At 67.9% G+C, this 17,911-nt stretch carries 20 protein-coding genes; 15 read left to right on the top strand and 5 right to left on the bottom strand.

What is annotated here, in order from left to right; all coding sequences use genetic code 11:
* Nucleotide 1: 1 nt before the first annotated feature.
* From thiL to RIE32_08920, 6 genes are all read left to right on the top strand, one after another.
* The gene (gene thiL, locus RIE32_08945) at nucleotides 2-883 is read left to right on the top strand and encodes a thiamine-phosphate kinase (GenBank protein ID MEQ9096376.1); all 882 of its coding nucleotides are present in this window, start codon (nucleotides 2-4) and stop codon (nucleotides 881-883) included.
* Complete coding sequence (gene tsaE, locus RIE32_08940; GenBank protein ID MEQ9096375.1) at nucleotides 876-1,505, top strand: tRNA (adenosine(37)-N6)-threonylcarbamoyltransferase complex ATPase subunit type 1 TsaE; 630 nt, start codon at nucleotides 876-878, stop codon at nucleotides 1,503-1,505. The genes thiL and tsaE overlap by 8 nt, the downstream gene beginning before the upstream one ends.
* 35 nt (nucleotides 1,506-1,540) lie before the next feature.
* Nucleotides 1,541-2,290 (top strand): MotA/TolQ/ExbB proton channel family protein, encoded by a 750-nt coding sequence (locus RIE32_08935; GenBank protein MEQ9096374.1) that lies wholly within the window; start codon nucleotides 1,541-1,543, stop codon nucleotides 2,288-2,290.
* A complete protein-coding gene (locus tag RIE32_08930) occupies nucleotides 2,287-2,709 on the top strand; it encodes a biopolymer transporter ExbD (protein MEQ9096373.1) in 423 nt (140 codons plus the stop codon). The genes RIE32_08935 and RIE32_08930 overlap by 4 nt, the downstream gene beginning before the upstream one ends.
* Nucleotides 2,710-2,712: 3 nt before the next feature.
* Nucleotides 2,713-3,156, top strand: a complete 444-nt coding sequence (locus RIE32_08925; GenBank protein ID MEQ9096372.1) for a biopolymer transporter ExbD — start codon at nucleotides 2,713-2,715, stop codon at nucleotides 3,154-3,156.
* Nucleotides 3,157-3,333: 177 nt separating this feature from the next.
* The gene (locus RIE32_08920) at nucleotides 3,334-4,662 is read left to right on the top strand and encodes a GC-type dockerin domain-anchored protein (GenBank protein MEQ9096371.1); all 1,329 of its coding nucleotides are present in this window, start codon (nucleotides 3,334-3,336) and stop codon (nucleotides 4,660-4,662) included.
* Nucleotides 4,663-4,669: 7 nt separating this feature from the next.
* Here the strand turns inward: RIE32_08920 and mgtE are convergent, their stop codons facing one another.
* Nucleotides 4,670-6,049: a magnesium transporter gene (gene mgtE, locus RIE32_08915; GenBank protein MEQ9096370.1), complete on the bottom strand. Its 1,380-nt coding sequence runs from the start codon at nucleotides 6,047-6,049 to the stop codon at nucleotides 4,670-4,672.
* A gap of 200 nt (nucleotides 6,050-6,249) precedes the next feature.
* On the opposite strand from mgtE, the gene RIE32_08910 reads away from it, so the two are divergent.
* The gene (locus tag RIE32_08910; GenBank protein MEQ9096369.1) at nucleotides 6,250-7,092 is read left to right on the top strand and encodes a hypothetical protein; all 843 of its coding nucleotides are present in this window, start codon (nucleotides 6,250-6,252) and stop codon (nucleotides 7,090-7,092) included.
* A 297-nt stretch (nucleotides 7,093-7,389) separates the two neighbouring features.
* On the opposite strand, the gene mutM is transcribed toward RIE32_08910, so the two are convergent.
* Nucleotides 7,390-8,358 carry a bifunctional DNA-formamidopyrimidine glycosylase/DNA-(apurinic or apyrimidinic site) lyase gene (gene mutM / locus RIE32_08905; GenBank protein ID MEQ9096368.1) on the bottom strand — a complete coding sequence of 323 codons (969 nt, stop codon included), beginning with the start codon at nucleotides 8,356-8,358 and terminating at the stop codon, nucleotides 7,390-7,392.
* Nucleotides 8,359-8,451: 93 nt separating this feature from the next.
* On the opposite strand from mutM, the gene RIE32_08900 reads away from it, so the two are divergent.
* Together RIE32_08900 and RIE32_08895 are read left to right on the top strand one after the other, a co-directional pair.
* Nucleotides 8,452-9,045: a sigma-70 family RNA polymerase sigma factor gene (locus RIE32_08900; GenBank protein MEQ9096367.1), complete on the top strand. Its 594-nt coding sequence runs from the start codon at nucleotides 8,452-8,454 to the stop codon at nucleotides 9,043-9,045.
* A 129-nt stretch (nucleotides 9,046-9,174) separates the two neighbouring features.
* A complete protein-coding gene (locus RIE32_08895) occupies nucleotides 9,175-10,119 on the top strand; it encodes a hypothetical protein (GenBank protein MEQ9096366.1) in 945 nt (314 codons plus the stop codon).
* A gap of 1 nt (nucleotide 10,120) precedes the next feature.
* Here RIE32_08895 and gatA read toward each other — a convergent pair whose 3' ends face one another.
* Nucleotides 10,121-11,602 (bottom strand): Asp-tRNA(Asn)/Glu-tRNA(Gln) amidotransferase subunit GatA, encoded by a 1,482-nt coding sequence (gene gatA / locus RIE32_08890; GenBank protein ID MEQ9096365.1) that lies wholly within the window; start codon nucleotides 11,600-11,602, stop codon nucleotides 10,121-10,123.
* 145 nt (nucleotides 11,603-11,747) lie between these two features.
* Between gatA and dapA the strand changes: the two genes are divergently transcribed.
* The 6 genes from dapA to RIE32_08860 all read left to right on the top strand — a co-directional run bounded on the left by dapA (nucleotide 11,748) and on the right by RIE32_08860 (nucleotide 15,853).
* Nucleotides 11,748-12,668 (top strand): 4-hydroxy-tetrahydrodipicolinate synthase, encoded by a 921-nt coding sequence (gene dapA / locus RIE32_08885; protein MEQ9096364.1) that lies wholly within the window; start codon nucleotides 11,748-11,750, stop codon nucleotides 12,666-12,668.
* A 28-nt stretch (nucleotides 12,669-12,696) separates the two neighbouring features.
* Nucleotides 12,697-12,840, top strand: coding sequence for a hypothetical protein (locus tag RIE32_08880; GenBank protein MEQ9096363.1), 144 nt, complete (start codon nucleotides 12,697-12,699; stop codon nucleotides 12,838-12,840).
* Nucleotides 12,841-12,991: 151 nt separating this feature from the next.
* The gene (locus RIE32_08875) at nucleotides 12,992-13,570 is read left to right on the top strand and encodes a hypothetical protein (GenBank protein ID MEQ9096362.1); all 579 of its coding nucleotides are present in this window, start codon (nucleotides 12,992-12,994) and stop codon (nucleotides 13,568-13,570) included.
* A 22-nt stretch (nucleotides 13,571-13,592) separates the two neighbouring features.
* On the top strand, nucleotides 13,593-14,279 hold the full coding sequence (locus RIE32_08870) for a DUF1559 domain-containing protein (GenBank protein MEQ9096361.1): 687 nt from the start codon (nucleotides 13,593-13,595) through the stop codon (nucleotides 14,277-14,279).
* Entirely contained in the window at nucleotides 14,276-15,064 is a 789-nt protein-coding gene (locus RIE32_08865; GenBank protein ID MEQ9096360.1) for a hypothetical protein, read from the top strand. Before RIE32_08870 ends, RIE32_08865 begins: the two co-directional genes overlap by 4 nt.
* 69 nt (nucleotides 15,065-15,133) lie before the next feature.
* Nucleotides 15,134-15,853: an NAD(P)H-dependent oxidoreductase gene (locus RIE32_08860; GenBank protein MEQ9096359.1), complete on the top strand. Its 720-nt coding sequence runs from the start codon at nucleotides 15,134-15,136 to the stop codon at nucleotides 15,851-15,853.
* 3 nt (nucleotides 15,854-15,856) lie between these two features.
* Here RIE32_08860 and RIE32_08855 read toward each other — a convergent pair whose 3' ends face one another.
* Entirely contained in the window at nucleotides 15,857-16,759 is a 903-nt protein-coding gene (locus tag RIE32_08855; protein ID MEQ9096358.1) for a UDP-3-O-acyl-N-acetylglucosamine deacetylase, read from the bottom strand.
* Nucleotides 16,756-17,799 carry a UDP-3-O-(3-hydroxymyristoyl)glucosamine N-acyltransferase gene (gene lpxD, locus RIE32_08850; GenBank protein MEQ9096357.1) on the bottom strand — a complete coding sequence of 348 codons (1,044 nt, stop codon included), beginning with the start codon at nucleotides 17,797-17,799 and terminating at the stop codon, nucleotides 16,756-16,758. Before lpxD ends, RIE32_08855 begins: the two co-directional genes overlap by 4 nt.
* Nucleotides 17,800-17,911: the final 112 nt, after the last annotated feature.

Raw genomic sequence — 17,911 nt, 5'->3', positions numbered from 1 at the left:
CGTGAAAGAGCGTGAACTGCTCAGCCGCATCGCCGATCGTTCGGCCGATCTCGCCCGGGCCTTCGGCCACGTCCTCGTCGGCCCGGGCGACGACTGCGCCGTCGTCGCCGGCCAGCCCCACCCGCTGCTGCTGACCACCGATCACCTCGTGCAGCACCGCCACTTCAATGATGACTTGCGCCTCGAACTGGTCGCCCGCAAGGCAATCCTCCGATCGGTCAGCGACATCGCCGCCATGGCCGGCACGCCCTCGTGGGCGTTGGCAACCGCGCTCCTACCGGTCGGCTATGCGCACGCCAACGAACTCTTCGACCACATGGCCCGGTTCGCCCGCGAGTTCGGCTGCCCGCTCGTAGGCGGAGACATCGCCAGCCTGCCGCCCGAGAGCAACGGCCCGATCTCCCTGACGGTGACCGTCGGCGGACACGCGGCTCGGCCAATCTTGCGAAGCGGCGCCAGAGCGGGCGACCACGTCTACGTCACCGGCGCGCTGGGCGGCTCGCTGCGCAACCATCGCCACGCCCTGGCGCAACCGCGCATCGAGATCGCACAGCAGCTCGCCGATCGCCTGCACGCGATGATCGACCTCTCCGATGGGCTGGGCGTCGATGCCGGCCGCGTTGCCCGCGCCTCAGGCGTGGGCATCGAACTCGATGCGCACGCCATCCCGATCCATCCCGATGCCCAGGGCTTGAGCGCCGCGATCGGCGACGGCGAAGACTACGAGCTGCTCTTCACGAGCGCCCATGATCTTCGAGGCCAGGTCGACGGCGTCACGGTCACGCGCATCGGTCGCGTCGTTACCGGCCAGCCGGGGGCATTCGTGATGATGCCCGATGGCAGCACGCAAGACGTGACGAACCAAGGATTCGAGCATGGATGAGCAGACGCTCGAGACCGGCTCGCCCGAGCAGACCGAGGCCTGGGCCGCACGCCTTGCCGCCACGCTCAAGGGCGGTGACATCCTCGCCCTCGAGGGCGACCTGGGCGCGGGCAAGACCACCCTCGTGCGCGGTCTGGCCAGGGGGCTTGGCATCGACCCGTCCAGGGTCTCGAGCCCCACCTTTGCCCTGATGAACGAGTACGAGGGTCCGGCACTCACGCTGGTGCACATCGATGCCTACCGCATGGCTGGACCCGAGGAGCTGGCCGGGCTGGGCTGGGAACGCATCATCGACGATCCGTCGGTCGTGATCGCGATGGAGTGGCCAAGCCGGGTCGAGGGCGCCCTGCCGCCCCACCGCACCACCACTATCACGCTGGAGCACATCGGCGACGGCGAGCGGTCCATCTCGGTTACCCCGCCCCGCGGCTGGACCACGTGCCCCACCACCGGCAAGCGCGTGCCGCCGGATAGCCCGACCTGGCCCTTCATCGATGAGCGAGCCCAGATGGCCGACCTGCACGGCTGGTTCGCAGGCTCGCACACAATCAGCCGCCCCGTGGACCCCGAGCGGGATGACCTATCGGATATCCCTCACGCACCGCCCGACGAAGAGCCCTAGCACGCCGCTGGCAAGAGTGCCGTACCCTCCCGGCGATGCTCGTGATATCCCAGCTCCTTGCCCAGTCCGATGCCCCGACCGCCAGCGCGTGGTCGCTGTTCGTGCAGTCGATCGACGTGTTCACGATCATCCTGGTCGCCGGCTCCATAGCCGGCGTGGCCTTGCTGGTGCAGTGCCTGCTGGAGATCCGCTCGGAGAACCTCCTGCCCGAGCACGATCTCGAACGCCTCAATGAGCTGAGCGCACGCGGACCGAGGTCGGAGCTGGCCAGCTTCCTGCGCACGCGAACGTCGTTTCCCGCGCTGGTGCTCAAGAGCATGCTGAGAGCCGAGGACGCGGCGGGCGACAACGGCCTGAGCGCCGCGGCCTCCCGAGAGGCCGCACAGCTCGAGTCCGACGCACAGTGTGCCCGCTGGCTCCGCCGCATCGAGCCGCTGGCGACCATCGGCAACCTGGCGCCACTCGTGGGCCTGGCGGGCACCGTCTGGGGCATGATCCTGGCCTTTACCACCATCGGGGCCGAGGGCGGCGCCGCCGGGCCGGCCCAGCTCTCGCTGGGCATCAGCAAGGCGCTCTTTCACACGCTGCTGGGCCTGTGCCTGGCCGTGCCCGCGCTGGTCGCCTACAGCGTGCTCCGCGGGCGAGTCGACCGCTTGTGCGACCGGGCCGTCAGCATCACGACGCCGCTGGTCGAGCGCGTGGCGCAACGCATCGGCGAGCACCCCGAACCATCGGACCAGGCCCGGCCCGCCGAGCAGGAACCCCAGGGCGAGACCGACGCATGAGACGCCGCCGGCCCAACACCGAGGGCGCGGGCCACCCGAACCTCACGCCCATGATCGACGTGGTCATGTGCCTGATCGTGTTCTACCTGCTCGTCGGCCAATTGGCCAGCGACCAGCGCAGCGATCTCAGCCTTCCTCGGTCGGCCACGGGCGACGAAGCCCAGGAATCACAAGCCGCATTCGTCAACGTCCGGCTGGATGGCGATCGCCTGGCCCTGGACGTCGATGGTGCGGCCGTCCCCATCGATCAGCTCGGCCGCGCCGTGCGCGCTGCGCCGTCGGTGCACCTTCGCGCCGACGCAATCATGCCCTACGAGCGGCTCTCGCCGGTGCTGGCGGCGCTGCGCCAGGCAGGCGTTCGCTCCGTGCGCGTCGCCACCGAGCAGGCCACCATCGCGCCGTTTTCGGGTGGGTCCTGACCCATGCGCCGCTCGAGAGATCCAAGGCACATCTACGGCCCCAACCTGGCGCCCATGGTCGACGTGGTGCTGGTCATCCTGATCTTCTTTATGGCCTCGATCGTGTTCGTGGGGCCCGAGTGGTTCCTACCCGCGGCCTTGCCCGCCGCGCGTGCCCAGCGCGAGACCGAAGTCCTTGATCCCTACGCCTTGCCCGATCCAACGCTGGGCGTCCGCGTCTCGATGGTCGACGGCTCGCCCGTGGTCTCGGGGCTCGGCGGCGGCGTGGTGGCGCTCGAGGCGTTCGAGCCCCACGCCCGTGTGCAACTGTCGAGCATCGACCCGGCCAAGATCAAGATCCGCCTGGGCGCCGATGCGGGCGTCGCATGGCAACACGTCGTCACCGCCCAGGACATCCTCACGCGCGTCGGCGTCCGCCAGATCGCACTCGAGACTTCCACGCCCTGATTGCATTCCCCGCAATCGGCAACGCGGGCACGCAAATTGCCAATCAGGTCGAGACCGGCAACCCGATTCCCACCACGGTCCTCCAGTGCCGCGGTGCGAGTGCCTGATCGGGCTACGCGTGGCCACCCTCGGCCACACGAGGCCCATCCGTCCTTCCGAGAACAAGGAGAGTCGACCATGCGCCCCCACATCACGCTCGCCACGATCATGATCGCCGCAGGTTCGGCGCTCGCACAGTCCGAGTGGCAGTTCTTCCCGACGACGAGCCCCTACCCGCAGAACATCCCCCAGGGCAGCGATGCACCAGCCGACGACGAGGTGTGGGTCGTGGGCAACAGCGACTTCTTCGATCCCTTCCCCTTGTTCTACAGCTTCACCTTCGCCATGCGATTCAACGGCGAAGAGTGGGAGTTCATCCAGACGCCCGACATCGATGGCGCCTCGCTCTACGGCGTGATGAAGATGGCCGGCGACGAAGTTTTTGCCGTTGGTTCCTACGACGCGGGCGCGGATGCCGCCACGCTCGTCCTCCGCTACGACGGTTCGTCCTGGACACAAGACGACGGCCCGCAACGGCGCGGTGGCGCAGGCTTCCTGGGCTTGGGGCGCGCCGGGCACGATGCATGGGCCGTGGGCTTCCAAGCCACGCTCGACCCTCCGCCTTCGGCCACGGGCCAAGCTCTGGCCGCCCGATGGAACGGTTCGGGGTGGGACAGCTTCGAGCCCGAACCGCTCGCATTCGGAGGCCGTGCGTACAACACGCTGCGCGACGTCGACGGCGTGAGCGAAGATGATGCTTGGGCCGTCGGAAGCGCCCAAGACACCGGCATCGGCGGGTTTGGCCCGACCGCCTACATCGTGCGCTGGCAGGGCGAGCGGTGGGAACTGTTCGACATCGGCCTTCGCGAAGTCGCCCAGCTCAGCGACGTGGTCGCGCTGGCAAGCGACGACGTGTGGGCCGTCGGCTCATGGAACGTCGGCGGCCAGGGAAGCCAACCGCTGATCCTGCACTGGGACGGCAACGACTGGGAAATCGTCGACACGCCGACGTTCCCCGATGGCAAGGCAGACCTGCGCGCCATCGCCGCACGATCGCCGACGGAGATCTACGCCGCTGGTACCGATGCCGACCCCGATGGGTACCCGCGTGCCCTCATGCTCAAGTATGACGGCACGACGTGGGAACGCATCGACGTCACCACGCCCCCCGACGGCCATGATCAGTGGTTTCGAACCATGGCCATTACGCCCGGCGGCGACGTGTGGGCCGTGGGCCAGTACTATCGGGCCGCCGCGCAGGAAGTCCACGTCGATGCGCAACGGCTGCCGGGCTCGTCATGCGCCGCCGACCTCGACGGGGACGGCGAACTCACCATCTTCGACTTCCTCGCATTCCAGAACCTCTTCGACGCCGGCGACCCACTCGCCGACTTCGACGGCGATGGCGAGCTGACCATCTTCGACTTCCTCTCGTTCCAGAACGCGTTCGACGCCGGTTGCGCCTGATCCGGCATCAGGTTCCCGCCAGCACCACCGTGGCCACGCCCAGGTAGATCAGGATGCCACTGATGTCCATCAGCGTAGCCACAAGGGGGCTGCTGATCGTGGCCGGGTCGAGCTTCAGCTTCTCCAGCAGCAGCGGCAGCAGCCCGCCCAGCATGGCCGCCCATGTGACGATGCCCACCACGGCCAAACCAACCGCCACGCCCACGCGCAACGGCTCGTCCGTGCTGGCCAGGCCGACGGCGTTGACCAGGAGCACGATGCCCACGCCCATCACGCCCAGCGCCAGGCCGAGGATCGCGCCCGTCACCAGCTCCTTGCGCAAGACCCGGCGCCAGTCTGTGGGCGAGACCTCCCGCAGCGACACGGCGCGTATCAGCAGGCTCGCCGCCTGCGTACCCGTGTTTCCTCCGCACGAGATCATCAGCGGCACCAGCATGGCCAGAATCAGGTGCGCCTCGAGCGCGCCCTCGAAGCGTCCCAGGATGGCGATGGTCACCACCTGCACGACGAATAGCACACCCAGCGCGATGCCGCGCTTGCGGAGCATCTCCACGAGCGAGGTCTTGATGTACGGATCGTCCAGCGCCTCCATACCACCGAGCAGCTGGATGTCTTCGGTGGCCTCTTCTTCGACCACGTCCGCGACGTCGTCGATCGTCACGATGCCCAGCAGGATGCCCTTGGTATCGACCACGGGCAACACCGTGCGGTCGTAGTCGAGCATGGCCCGGGCGGCCTGCTCCTGGTCGTCGGTCGCGCTCAGCGCCAGGTACGCGTCGTCCATGACGTCGCGCACGGTCTGGTTCGGCTCGGCCAACAGGATCGAGCGGATGTGCAGGTCGTCGATGAGCTTGCCCGTGCCGTCGATCACGTACACCCAGTGCACCGTCTCGGCGTCCTTGCCATACCGGCGAATGTGCTCGAGCGCCTGCTGGATGGTCCACTCGGGTCGCAGGCGCACGTAATCGGGCGTCATCAGGCGGCCGACCGACTCCTCGGGATAGCCCAGGATCTGCTGGGTGACGGCGCGGTCTTCGGGCCGCAACTGGCTCAGCAGCCGCTGCGCAGCGCTCGTGGGCATCTCGTCGAGCAAGGCCGCCCGATCGTCGGGGTCCATCGCCTGGAGCATCGTGCGGGCCGACCGATCGCCCAAGGCGTCGATGATGGCCTGCTCTCGGTCGTAGTCGAGCACGGCGAACGCCTCGCCGGCCAGCTCACGGGGCAGCAGCCGGAACGCCACGGCCGCCTCGGCCGGATCCAGCAAGTCGAGCACGGCCGCCACGTCGAAGGGCGGCAACGGGGCCAAGGCCTCGCGCAGCTCGCGATAGCGCTTGGCCTCGATCAGTTCCCGGACCTCGACATTCAGCAACTCGGCGGTGGCGTTCATGGCCAGAATGGGAGCCCGACCACCGGGCAATGGCAACCCGGGCGGACGTGAAGATCCGCGGAAACGCCCGACCCTCTTTGGGGCCTATCCTCCCCGCCCACGCATCCGCCGCGTGGTGGCGTGCGGATCGGCCCATCGCCGAGGCTCCCGAGCGAGCCGAATCGTGGATTTCAATGGGGCAAAGGGGCTTTCCCTTAAACATGCCCGCCCAAACGCTGGAGCGAAGCGCCATGGCCAAGCTGTTCTACTCGATGGAAGAGACCTGCCAGAAGCTCGGCAAGAGCGAGGAAGAGGTCTTGGAGCTCGTCGAATCCAACCGCCTGAGCAAGTTCGTCGACGGTGACAAGCTCATCTTCAAGGTCGATCAGGTCGACATGCTCGCCGAAAGCGACGCGGACGACGACGACCTGCCCGGCCTGGCCGACGATTCAAGCATCGGGCTGGAGTCCGACGACTCGGCCATCGGCTTTGCTGACGATGACGACGCGCCGGATCTCGAAGAGCCCAAGGAACAGACCGGCATCAGCATCTTCGATGCCGACGAGGTCGAAGAGGCCGACGCCGCCGCCCAGACCCAGATTACCGCCGCCCCCAGCTTCGGCATGGACACCGCCGCCGACCCTGCCGCGTCGGGCAGCGGCCTGCTGGACATGACCCGCGAAGCCGACGACACCTCGCTGGGCGCCGACCTGCTCAGCGATTTCGACATGGACGGCGAAGGCTCCACGGTGGGCGAGAACGTCGATGCCGGCGGCGGCGCGCTGTTCGAGGAGGCCGGCACCACCGCCAGCCAACCGGCCGCGGTCGTCTACGCCGAGGAAACCCTCGAGCCAGGGGCCTCGATGGCCACCATGTTTGCGTCGTTTGGCTTGTTCCTGGTCATGGCATTCGCCTTCGCCCTGATCGTCTCGATCACCACCGGGGCGGGCGTCATGATGGACCTGGTGGGCGGGCTTGAGATCTGGATGCTCGCCGCGGGCATGGCCGGCGTCGTGCTCGTCTTGGCGATCGTGGGCTACCTGGTCGGCAAGATGACCAGCTGACCCTTTCGCGATCACGTCCAAGCGCTGCAGGCCCCAACAGGGGCCTTTTCTTTTGCGCCAGCGCCTGTCGGTACTGGTGTGGACAACCTGTTATTGGCGCTCGGCGGTGGTCTGGGCCGCCCTGGCACGGCTCACCCAACCGAGCGCCATGCCGCCCGGGCACACGTGGCGAGCGCCTTGCGACAGGGAAGCGCCGCCCGATCAACCACCCTAATTTGCTGTCACGGCGTGCCTTACGGGCGCCTCGGCCGTGATTATCCACATGGCGACATGCGTAACGAATACGAAGACTATTTTCTATATAGAAAGGGTAGAAAGAGAGGGGGTCGTCCGCCCGTTCGTCCGGGGCTCGGCCCTTGTGGATAAATCGTTGGCAGGTTGGGGACGCTGGCACGCGTCGCACCAGACCGTGGTCCGCTGAGCAAGCAGCCCGCACGAGAGCGGCCGGCCGCAGGTGCGGCAGGGCTGCCCTGCCCGGCCATAGACCGCGTGGCGGAGCTGGAATGCCCCGCGCTGCCCCTCGGCCCCCCGATAGTCACGCAGCGTCGATCCTCCGGCGCCAATGGCCGCCGTCAGCAGATCGACCAGCACCCGCCCAAGCGCTGCCAAGTGGCCAGGGTCGATCTCGCACGCCGGCGATGCGGGATGGATGCCTGCCGCGTGCAGGGCCTCGTCGGCGTAGATGTTCCCAACACCCGCCAGCACCGCCTGGTCCAGCAGGGCGGCCTTGATCGGCCTTCGAGCCACCGCCACTAGAGCGGCCAACTGCTCGCCGGTCAGTTCCAGGGCATCCGGACCGAGGCCGCCCCAGGGCGGCAGGGCGTCGCGCGACTGGGCGACCCAAAGCCCGCCGAACCGGCGGGGGTCTCGGAATATGAGCCGCGACCCGTCATCGAGCCGCCACGTGGCGTGGACGTGGTCGGTGGGCAACCGGCCGCCGGCGCGGGCCCAGAGCAGTTGACCCGTCATGCCCAGGTGGACGCCCAGGGCCCGGCCATCGAACGCCACGACGGCCAGGAACTTGCCCCGACGGTCGATGCGGGCAATGCGTGCGCCATCGAGCATCTGGCGCCTGCCAAGCCGCGTGGGCCGCACGGGCGAGCGTTGGCGGGCGAACCCGCCGGGCGGGTCTTCGGGGCCAACGGCCACGTCGCGGCGGTGGAGCGTGGCCCTCGTCACGCTCCGACCCAGGAGCCTGGGCTCGAGCGTCCGTCGCAGGTGTTCGACCTCGGGCAACTCCGGCACGCCCAAAGCGTATGAGCCCACGGATCGCCTCCGCACGCCGGTCGAGCCCGTCCGGGGGGTGTACCCTCGCCTGCAAGCCGGGCACTTGGTCCGGCGGCCGAAGGAAGGCCCCGCATGGATCGTCAGGCATTTGAAGCCATGGCCCTGGAACACCTCGATTCGGTGTACCGCTTGGCGTATCACCTGACGCGGAACCCCGAACGCGCCGACGAGCTGGTCCAGAACGTCTACCTGCGGGCGCTCAAGAGCGAAACCTGGGAGAAGTTCGAAGAACGCGGCGGCGGCATGCGGGCCTGGCTCTTCACCATTGCCCACAACGCGTTTTATTCGGACCTGAAGAAGCAGGGCCGCAGGCCAACGCCGGTCGGCGAGTTCTTCGAAGAGTCCGACGGCGAGCTGACGCCCGGCGAGGCGGCCCCGGCTTGGGATCTGGCCAGCTTCGATTGGGAGCAGGTCGACGAGGCCCTCAAGGCCGCCATCGAGCAGCTGAAGCCCGAGTTCCGGGAGATCCTGCTGCTCTGGGGCGTGGAGGGCCTGAAGTATCGGGAGATCGCCGAGATCCTGGAGGTCCCCATCGGTACGGTCATGTCGCGGTTACACCGGGCGCGCAAGCTGGTGGCCGACGCCCTGGGGGCCGATCCTTCGGTGTCAGAAAGACTTGGAATTGATCGCCTTGCGGGGGATGAAAGCTCGCGCGACCTTGGTTAGGAAAATCAAGCGGCTGGTTTCGGCCGACGGATCAGGCAACTCCCTATGGGATACGCCGCCGGCCGATTCGGACCTATTTCGGACCCATCGGACCCCGGCCGGCCCATGAACGGTTTTTGGAGCGGCACCATGAGCCACGACCACAGCGGACCCGACGACAACATCCAAGGCTCGCTCGATCGCGTCACGCTTGATCGACTCGTGCGCCTGGCCGCCGATGGTGAGCTGTCTGCCGACGAATCGGCCGCGTACGCACGGGCCAAGGCCGGCCGACCCGACCTCGTACGTCGCGAGTCGGCGGAACGTTCGATGCGTGCGGCGGTGAATCGCTGCATGTGCGACGGCTGCGAATGTCCCCAAGCCCTGCGCGACCGCATTACTGCGCTGACCGGGCAGGTCCGCCTGGCCGACGCCGACCCGGCTCCCATGCCCCAAGCGATGGCCACCGACGCATCCGATGCGCCGGTGGTGCGGTTTCCGACATGGCAGCGCTTCATCGCCCTGGCCGCGGCGATCGTGATCGTGGCGGCCGTCTCGGCCTACTTCCGGGGCAATGCGCCCACGCAGCCCGCCGGGTTGGGTGTGGCGCAGGCCGGCGCCGTTCCGACGGGCGTCCAGTTGGCTGGCTTTATGACCAGCGAGCATTCCCGCTGCGCGAGCCACCCCACGAGCATCCGAAAGTTCACCGAGCGAGACCTCCAGAAGGTGCCCCAGGCCTTCCGTGAAATCCTGGGCAACGGATTTACCGCCCAGGACCTCACGATGGACGGCGCGGCGTTCATCGCGGCGGGCAGGTGCCAGGTGCCCGGCAAGGGTCCGTCGATCCACGTGATGTTCGAGACGCTGAATCCCGAGGGCCAGGCCGTCGAGGTCAGCCTCTACATCCAGCGGTGTGGCGACAAGCGATTCGAGGAAGGCAAGGCCTATGCGGTCGGTGCCGAGTCCGTCGACGCGGCCAGCATCATCGGCTGGCGTCACGATGGGCTGGTGTACTACCTGGTGACCTTCTCGCCCGAGACCACGCGCTCGCTGGCCACCAAGTTCCAGGCTCCCGCGATCGCCGGCGCCATCTGAGTCACCCCTCCAGTTGCATCGCCAGCGGGCTTTGTGCTCTGAAGCCCAGCCCCAGCCCCCGCTCGAGCGTTCGAGCAAGCCGCAGCAGTCCCGCTTCATCGAACGGACGCCCCACCAACTGCACGCCAACTGGCAGCGAGACGCCGTCGATGTCGACCAGGCCGGCCGGAACGTTCATGGCCGGCAGGCCCGCCAGGCTCGCGCCCACGGTGAACGCGTCTTCGAGATACATGGTCAGCGGATCGTTCAGCTTCTCGCCAAGCCTGAATGCCGGGTTGGGCGTGGTGGGCATGAGCACGGCGCGGGCGCCCCGCTCGAAGAGGCGCTCGAAGTCGTTCTTGATCAGCCGACGCGTGCGCTGGGCCTTGCCGTAGTACTGGTCGTAGTACCCGCTGCTGAGCGCATGCGTGCCCAGCATGATGCGGCGCTTGACCTCGGCGCCGAAGCCCTCGCTCCGCGAACGAACGTACAAAGCCTCGAGGCCTTCGCCCTCTTCGAGCTCGGCTCGCCGGCCGTATCGCACGCCGTCGTACCGCGCGAGATTGCTGGATGCCTCGGCCGGCGCGATGAGGTAGTAGGCCGCGATGCCGTGCCGCGTGTGAGGCAGTTCGCCCTCATCCACGTCGACGCCCGCTTCCTGCAAGATGCTCGCGGCGCGTTGCAGTGCGTCGACGATGCCGGGATGCACGCTTCCCTCAGGTGCTACCAGAGCGACGCGGTCGCTTGGGCTCTCGAGATCGAGCGCGTCGATGAAGGAATCGGACTGCCTTGGCGAGCTGGTCGCGTCGTGCGGGTCGTGGCCCGCGATGATGGTCAGGGTCGCCGCTGCTTCTTCGACAGAATTGGTTAACGTGCCGATCTGGTCGAGGCTGCTGGCAAAGGCGACCAGGCCGTAGCGTGACACGCGCCCGTACGTCGGCTTGAGGCCCACCAGGCCGCACAGCGCGGCCGGCTGACGAACCGAACCTCCGGTATCGCTGCCCAGCGCCAGGTCGACGCATCCGGCGGCGACCGCCGCGGCGCTCCCGCTGCTGCTGCCGCCGGGCACGCGAGACAAGTCCCAGGGGTTTCGGGTGGGCCCAAACGCCGAGTGCTCGCCGCTGCCGCCCATGGCGAACTCGTCCAGGTTGGCCTTGGCCACCACCACCGCGCCCGCGTGGCGGAGCCGGGTGACGACCGTGGCGTCGTACGGGCTCTCGTAGTGCTCAAGCATGCGGCTCGCGCAGGTCGTTCGACCGAAGCAGATGTTGTCCTTGAGCACGACGGGCACGCCCGCCAGCGGCCCAAGCTGGTCTCCAGCAGCGCGCTGGCGATCGATCGCTTCCGCCTGCTCCAGGGCCGGGCCCTGGAGCACCTGGATGAACGCGTTCAGTTCGCGTTGGGCCCGTTCGATGCGGGTCAGTGCCGCCTGGGCGGCCTCGCGGGCCGATTGCTCGCCGCGTGCGATGCGTCGTGCGGTCTCGATCATGCTCGGCCGGGCCATCGGTCGATGCTCCTTGCATTCCCGGGTCCTGATTGCGCAAACCAACAAGGCCCGGCCGACGAATAACAGACGCGAGGCTAGGCCGCGCGCGCCCGATCCTCGTCCGACCGCATCCCCACACCGACCGAACGCAAAGGCCACTGCCATGCCCCTTAGCCACCTCAGAGACGATCGCTTCGCCGGCGCCTTCACCGCGATCATCACGCCCTTCACTCCCGACGGGCGGCAGATCGACCTCGATCGGCTCGATATGCAGATTGCCCGCCAGGCCGAGAACGGCGTATCCGGCATCGTCGTGGCTGGCACCACCGGCGAGAGCCCGACGCTGTCCGACGGGGAGTATCGCGCTCTGGTGCGCCGATGCGTCGAGGTCGGGAAGGCCCACGACCTGGTGGTCGTGGCCGGCACGGGCAGCAATAGCACGGCCCACGCCGTCGAGCAGCAGCGCATCGCCCTCGACTTGGGCGCCGACGCGGGCCTCAGCGTGAACCCCTATTACAACAAGCCCACGCAGGAGGGCCTGTACGCCCACTTTGCCACCATCGCCGAGAGCGTGGAACTGCCCATCATGCTCTACAACATCCCGGGCCGCACGGGCGTGGCGCTGGCGCCTTCGACCGTCGAACGCCTTTACGAAAGCCCCTGGGTCGTGAGCATCAAGGAGGCCACCGGCTCGACCGACTCGGCCACCGACATCCTGCTGCGCTGCCCGGGCATCGCCCTGCTGAGCGGCGACGACGGCATGACCCTGCCCTTCATGGCCCTGGGCGGCGTGGGCTGCGTGTCGGTGGTGAGCAACATCGCCCCCCAGCGCACCGCATCGCTGTGCCGGGCGATGCTTGACGACGACCTGGCGTCGGCCCGCGAGCACCATGGCGCGCTATTCGAGCTTGCCCGCGCGATGTTCATCGAGACCAACCCCATCTGCGTCAAGGCGGCCATGGCGATGATGCAGCTCGACTCGGGCCAGCTCCGCCTGCCCATGACCCAGCCCACCGAGCCCACCCGCCGGGCCATCCATGAGGCCCTCGATCGGGCGGGCTTGCTGCAGGCTGCGACCTGCTGATTGGCCCAGGCGGCCGAATCATAAGAATTTGACTGGCATTTCCGGCGATGCGCGCTATCTGGCGGCGGTGCGCACGATTCGGCTTGCGTTCGCCGACGCGGCCAGTATGCTCAAGACGCCCACACCCCCACCACCCGCCGCGGCCGACCGGGCCCGCACGTGCGGCGGGTGACATTCGCCTGCGGGTCCGCGATGGGGGTTTTCCCATGAAGTCCGAGCCGAAATCGTTCGACGTGCCCAAAGTTCACCCGGCGCGATGCAATCCCGGCCGTCGGGATTCGTTCGTAACGCGTCGGCCGCGAGGGGCGGTAACCCTTCGAGGGATGCTCGTGTTGGTGGGTGCGGTCGCGTGCGTGGCCGCCATGCTGCTGACGGGGGGCTGTGTTGACCAGGCCGCCATGCGCAATCGGATCGATGCAGCGCGACAGGATCTTGGCGCGCTGCGCGATGCATTGGCCGCTCGACAGCGCGCCCTGCGCGAGGCCCTGGCGGATCCGTCGGCCCCTGCCGATCTTGCCGACGGATGGCGCGCCCAGCTCGTGGTCGTCGAGGATCAGCTTGCCGCCGCCGACCACGCCATCGTCGCTTCAGCCGAGTACGAGCACGACCCAGCTGGTGGAGCCATTACCCGGACGATCGGCGCGGTCGCGCCGTTCGTGCCCGAGCCCTATCGATTGCCACTGGTCCTTGGCGCCGGGCTCGCGGCATCGCTTGCTCGCGGGGCTCAGCTCCGCCGGGCCGGCCGGGCAATCGCCCGGGGCGTCCAGCGCGCCCTCGATGCCGATCCGAAACTCGCCGACGGATTCGCCCAACACGCCGGGAAGGTCCGAGCCGAGCAACCGCGACTCGCGCGCCGGCTCGTCGACGAAGCCCAGGGCAAGCGCACGGCGCTTCCCATCTAGCTCGCAGGGAGGAAGGCCGGGCATGCGCAAGGGATTCACGCTCATCGAGTTGCTGGCTGTCATCGCGATCATCAGCGTGCTCATCGGCATCCTCATTCCCACGCTGGGCAGCGCGCGTGAGAGCGCCCGCCGCACCGCGTGCCTGGCCAACCTCGCCCAGATCGGCGTGGGCACCCAGATGTACCTCGACACCGAGTCCAAGGGCGTGCTGCCGGTGGTGCGGCCGTTCCACAGCGGCGAGCCGGGCGGCGGCAGCGACCCGAGCCTGCTGGACGTCTTGAGCCAGTACCTGGACACGCCCGTGCCTCGCCGCGCCTCGCCCGATGAAGACTTCGTGCTGGGCGCGAACTCGTGCTATCGCTGCCCGAGCGATCGCGGCGGCAAGGAAGCCCCGCTGTGGGCCAGCGCGGGCACGAGCTACGAGTACTTTCCGGGCCTGGTCATGACGGCCACCGAGCTTGCCTTCGCGGCCGAGAGCCCGCGGCTGGAGCGGGCCGTGACGACCGCGATCGAGACCCAGAGCGAAAGGGGCGTCTCCATTCCCCTGCTGAACTGCGCGGGTGACTGGCACGTCCTTCGCGCGGGCGGGCCGGCCCAGAACGCCGTGTACTTTCCCTCCATGCGGGCCGACTGGCTCGAGGAGCTGGCGCCCGAGGACGGCGAAGCGCTCTTTGGTGAGATCGGTCGCATACTGGGAATCGGCACATGAGCACGCGCGACGACATGCTCAAGACGCTCAGCCGCCTCGATCGCCGGCGGATCAACATCGGCGCCTGGCGCGAGCGCATCGCCGACTTCGAGCGCAACACGCTGCGCGATGGCGACAACTGGCGGCGCTGGTCGCGCAGGTACTGGCCCTTTGCCGCCGGCCTGGTCGTGGTGCTGGGCGTGTCGGGGTACTTCGTGTTCAGGCCCACGCCGGTGCCTGACTATGAGAACGCCCGCATCGACACCATCATGAACTTCACGCTCCTTCAGAGCGAGTTCAACGATCTGCCGCTGGAGCGCCGGCTCGAACTTGTTGGCATGCTCATCCAGCGCATGGAGAACATGAACTCGAGCGATTCGCTCATGCTGGCGGCATTTGCCGGGTCGATCCGCGGCAAGGCACGCGAGCAGCTCGAAGAGAACGCCAGCCGCCTGGCGATCGAGCTTTGGGACTCGATGGCCGTCGAGTATCAGGGCGTGCCGCAAGAGCGACGCGACGAGTACCTGGCCGAGGCCTTCGTGAAGTTTGAAACGACGCTCGAGATGATGGGCGGCGAGGTGCGCGACCGCACGCCCGAGGAGCGGCTGGAGCGTGCCCGGCGGCAGGCCCAGCGCGACGAGCAGGCCATCAAGGACGGCCAGGGCCCGCCCGCGCGGATCATGGGCCGCATGTTCGACGTGATGAACAACAACATCGGCCAGCACGCAAGCCCGCTGGAGCGTCGCCGCGGCGAGCTGCTGATGCGCGACATGACCCGCTTCCTGCGCAGCTCGGGCGGGGGTTGAAAGATCGCTCATCGCGACCCGTGATGAATCATCGGCGTGTAGACTGCCTCCGAGAAGGAGGCTCTCTTCATGGATGCGAAGCTGATCGACCGGGCGCCCGCGAAGTACGACGATCTTCGCGCCGTCTTCATCAATTGCACGCTCAAGCGCTCTCCGAATACCAGCCACACGCAGGGCCTGATGGACAAGTCCATCCGGCTGATGGAGAAAGTGGGCGTGGTGGTCGAGAACATCCGGCTGGTCGATCACCACGTGCCGCCGGGCGTGCAGCCCGACATGACCAAGGAGGGCTACGACGCCGACGAGTGGCCCGAGCTGCACAAGAAGGTGATGTCGGCGAATATCCTGGTCATCGGCACGCCCATCTGGCTCGGCGAGAAGAGTTCGGAATGCACCAAGCTCATCGAGCGACTCTACAGCAACTCGGCGGACCTAAACGACAAGGGGCAGTCAGACTACTACGGCCGCGTGGGCGGCTGCGTGATTACGGGCAATGAAGATGGCATCAAGCACTGCTCGATGGGCATCCTCTACGCGTTGGCGCACGTTGGCTTCACGATTCCGCCGCAGGCCGACGCCGGTTGGATCGGCGAGGCGGGCCCGGGGCCAAGCTATCTCGATAGCGAGTCGCACGCCGAGGACAACGACTTCACCAATCGCAACCTCACGATCATGACCTGGAACCTGCTGCACATGGCACGCATGCTCAAGGACGCCGGTGGCGTGCCGGCTTTTGGCAACCAGCGCGACAAGTGGAAGGACGGCGAGCGCTTCGGCTTCGAGAAATGAGGCCTACGGCCGCGGTTCGATCGGCATGCGCGGAAATCGGTTGACCAGCGCGTTGGCCAGCCGCTGGTTCAGCTGATGGCCCGAGCGCGAGGCGACGATGTCGGCCTGGATGGGTCGGCCGGCCAGCGTGAGGTCGCCGATGACGTCCAGCAGCTTGTGCGTGGCGGGCTCGTCGTCGAAGCGATACGCGTTGTCGATGGGCCCGTTCAGGCCGATGACCAGCATGTCGGCGGGCGTGAGGTTCTCGAAGAGCCCGGTTCGCTGGAGCGCCTTGGCTTCGTGCTCCATGCAGAAGGTGCGGGCCGGTGCGATCGAGCGTGCGTAGGCATCGGGCGAACCGTCCCAGGTGACAGTTTGGTTTTCGATGGCCGAGCCGCGGCCGTAGTCGAGGATGTAGGTGATGGACCAGCCCGGCTTGCTGCGCGGCTCGGCGACGATGCTGGCGTTGAGGTGCTCGGCCTTGACGGCTTGCTCGAGCACGATGGGATCGATCGTGTCGCCCAGTTCCTCGATGCCCGCATCAAGCAAGGCTTGCACGAACGTCTGGGCCGACCCGTCGAAGATGGGCACCTCGATGCCGTCGATCTCGATATCGCAATCGGTGATGCCAAGGCCCGTGAGCGCCGAGAGCATGTGCTCGACCGTCGCGACCATGCCGTGGCCTCGCGCGAGATTCGTGCTGCGCGGCTGGCCGCTGCTGAACCCCGCATGGACGGGATTGGTAGTGCACGCGGAGTAGTCGACCGGGAGGTGGGCGGCCACGTCGGATCGCACGAGCGTGAGCCCGTCCTTGCCGGGTTTAAACGTGATGGTCGACGCTTGCGCCGAGAAGAGGCCCTGACCAGCGAGGACTGCCTCTCGCTTGAGCGTCTTTCGGGCGACGGGGTGTGCGGTGGGCGAGGTCATGCGTCGCGCAGGCGCTTGCGGAGCTGGCGGATGTCCCGGGAGAGCGTTCGGAACTGGGCGTAGTTGGCGGCGGCCTCGCGTGCGGGCATGGCGGGCATGCCCAGCCATGTCTCGCCGACGGGCACGTCGTTGATGACGCCGCTGCGGGCGCCGATGGTGGCGCCCTTGCCGATCTTGACGCCGTCGCTCACGGCCACGGAGCCGGCGATGGTGACGCCGTCGCCGATGGTGACGCTGCCTGCGATGGAGCAGCAGCCGCAGATGATGACGTTCGTGCCGATATCGCCGTTGTGGCCGATCTGGCAGAGGTTGTCGATCTTGGTGCCCCGGCCGATGCGCGTGTCGGCGAGCTTGCCGCGATCGATGCAGGTGTTGGCGCCGATCTCGGCGTCGTCCTCGATCACCACCGCGCCCAGGTGTGGGATCTTGATGGCCCCGTTTGGCCCGGGAAGGTAGCCGAAGCCGTCGGCTCCGACGACGACGCCCGGGTGCAGGGTGCAGCGCTCGCCCACGGTGCAGCCGTGCTGCACGACGACGCCGGGGTGCAGCACCGACTTGGAGCCGACCGAGACGTTCTGGCCCAGCGTGACGCGGGCAACCAGGACGGCCCCGGGCGCCACCCGGCAGCCCGGCCCGACGACGCACATGGGCCCGATGGAAGCTCCTTCGACGTTCGCCGATGGGTCGACCTGAGCCGAGGGATCGATGCCCGGCTCGGCGGGGGGCGGTGCGGCGTGCTCGGCGAAGGCGTTCAGGAGCGTGAGCAGCGCGCGGTCGGCGTCGGGCACGTAGAGAACGGCTCGATCGGAGGCTTCGGTGTGGTCCAGGCGGACGCCTTCGGTGACCAGGGCGGCCGAGGCGTTGGACGTGTTCCAGGCCGCGGCGTGGCGCTGGTCTCGGATGAAGGTGAGAGCGCCGGGGGTGGCCTTGTCGAGCGGGGCAATGTCGGCCAGCGGGATGTCGGCCGGCCCGACAAGGCGGGCCTGGAGGATCTCGGCCAGCGTACCGGTGGTGGTGGCCTGCGGCCTCTGGTCGTTCATCGCGTTGGTCGCGGCCTTTGACTTCTGATGTTGGGCAGGAGCGGATGTGCGCACGGGCTGGCCTCGACGGAGTGGAACGCGATGGTACGGCGGGCGGCGTCAGGAGATCGTT

This window comes from Phycisphaerales bacterium (assembly GCA_040221175.1).
Taxonomy (GTDB): domain Bacteria; phylum Planctomycetota; class Phycisphaerae; order Phycisphaerales; family UBA1924; genus JAHCJI01.
The sequence above is the reverse complement of the archived record's forward strand: the minus strand, read 5'-3'. Positions and strand labels throughout refer to the sequence as shown.

Bases quoted from the DNA above. Each gene is read 5' to 3' on its own strand.
- RIE32_08910 (MEQ9096369.1), top strand. From the start codon at position 6,250: ATGCCCGCCCAAACGCTGGAGCGAAGCGCCATGGCCAAGCTGTTCTAC.
- dapA (MEQ9096364.1), top strand. From the start codon at position 11,748: ATGCCCCTTAGCCACCTCAGAGACGATCGCTTCGCCGGCGCCTTCACC.
- RIE32_08860 (MEQ9096359.1), top strand. From the start codon at position 15,134: ATGGATGCGAAGCTGATCGACCGGGCGCCCGCGAAGTACGACGATCTT.
- RIE32_08865 (MEQ9096360.1), top strand. From the start codon at position 14,276: ATGAGCACGCGCGACGACATGCTCAAGACGCTCAGCCGCCTCGATCGC.
- tsaE (MEQ9096375.1), top strand. From the start codon at position 876: ATGGATGAGCAGACGCTCGAGACCGGCTCGCCCGAGCAGACCGAGGCC.
- RIE32_08930 (MEQ9096373.1), top strand. From the start codon at position 2,287: ATGAGACGCCGCCGGCCCAACACCGAGGGCGCGGGCCACCCGAACCTC.
- lpxD (MEQ9096357.1), bottom strand. From the start codon at position 17,799: ATGAACGACCAGAGGCCGCAGGCCACCACCACCGGTACGCTGGCCGAG.
- gatA (MEQ9096365.1), bottom strand. From the start codon at position 11,602: ATGGCCCGGCCGAGCATGATCGAGACCGCACGACGCATCGCACGCGGC.
- RIE32_08875 (MEQ9096362.1), top strand. From the start codon at position 12,992: ATGCTCGTGTTGGTGGGTGCGGTCGCGTGCGTGGCCGCCATGCTGCTG.
- RIE32_08935 (MEQ9096374.1), top strand. From the start codon at position 1,541: ATGCTCGTGATATCCCAGCTCCTTGCCCAGTCCGATGCCCCGACCGCC.
- RIE32_08920 (MEQ9096371.1), top strand. From the start codon at position 3,334: ATGCGCCCCCACATCACGCTCGCCACGATCATGATCGCCGCAGGTTCG.
- RIE32_08895 (MEQ9096366.1), top strand. From the start codon at position 9,175: ATGAGCCACGACCACAGCGGACCCGACGACAACATCCAAGGCTCGCTC.
- RIE32_08925 (MEQ9096372.1), top strand. From the start codon at position 2,713: ATGCGCCGCTCGAGAGATCCAAGGCACATCTACGGCCCCAACCTGGCG.
- RIE32_08870 (MEQ9096361.1), top strand. From the start codon at position 13,593: ATGCGCAAGGGATTCACGCTCATCGAGTTGCTGGCTGTCATCGCGATC.
- RIE32_08900 (MEQ9096367.1), top strand. From the start codon at position 8,452: ATGGATCGTCAGGCATTTGAAGCCATGGCCCTGGAACACCTCGATTCG.
- mgtE (MEQ9096370.1), bottom strand. From the start codon at position 6,049: ATGAACGCCACCGCCGAGTTGCTGAATGTCGAGGTCCGGGAACTGATC.
- RIE32_08855 (MEQ9096358.1), bottom strand. From the start codon at position 16,759: ATGACCTCGCCCACCGCACACCCCGTCGCCCGAAAGACGCTCAAGCGA.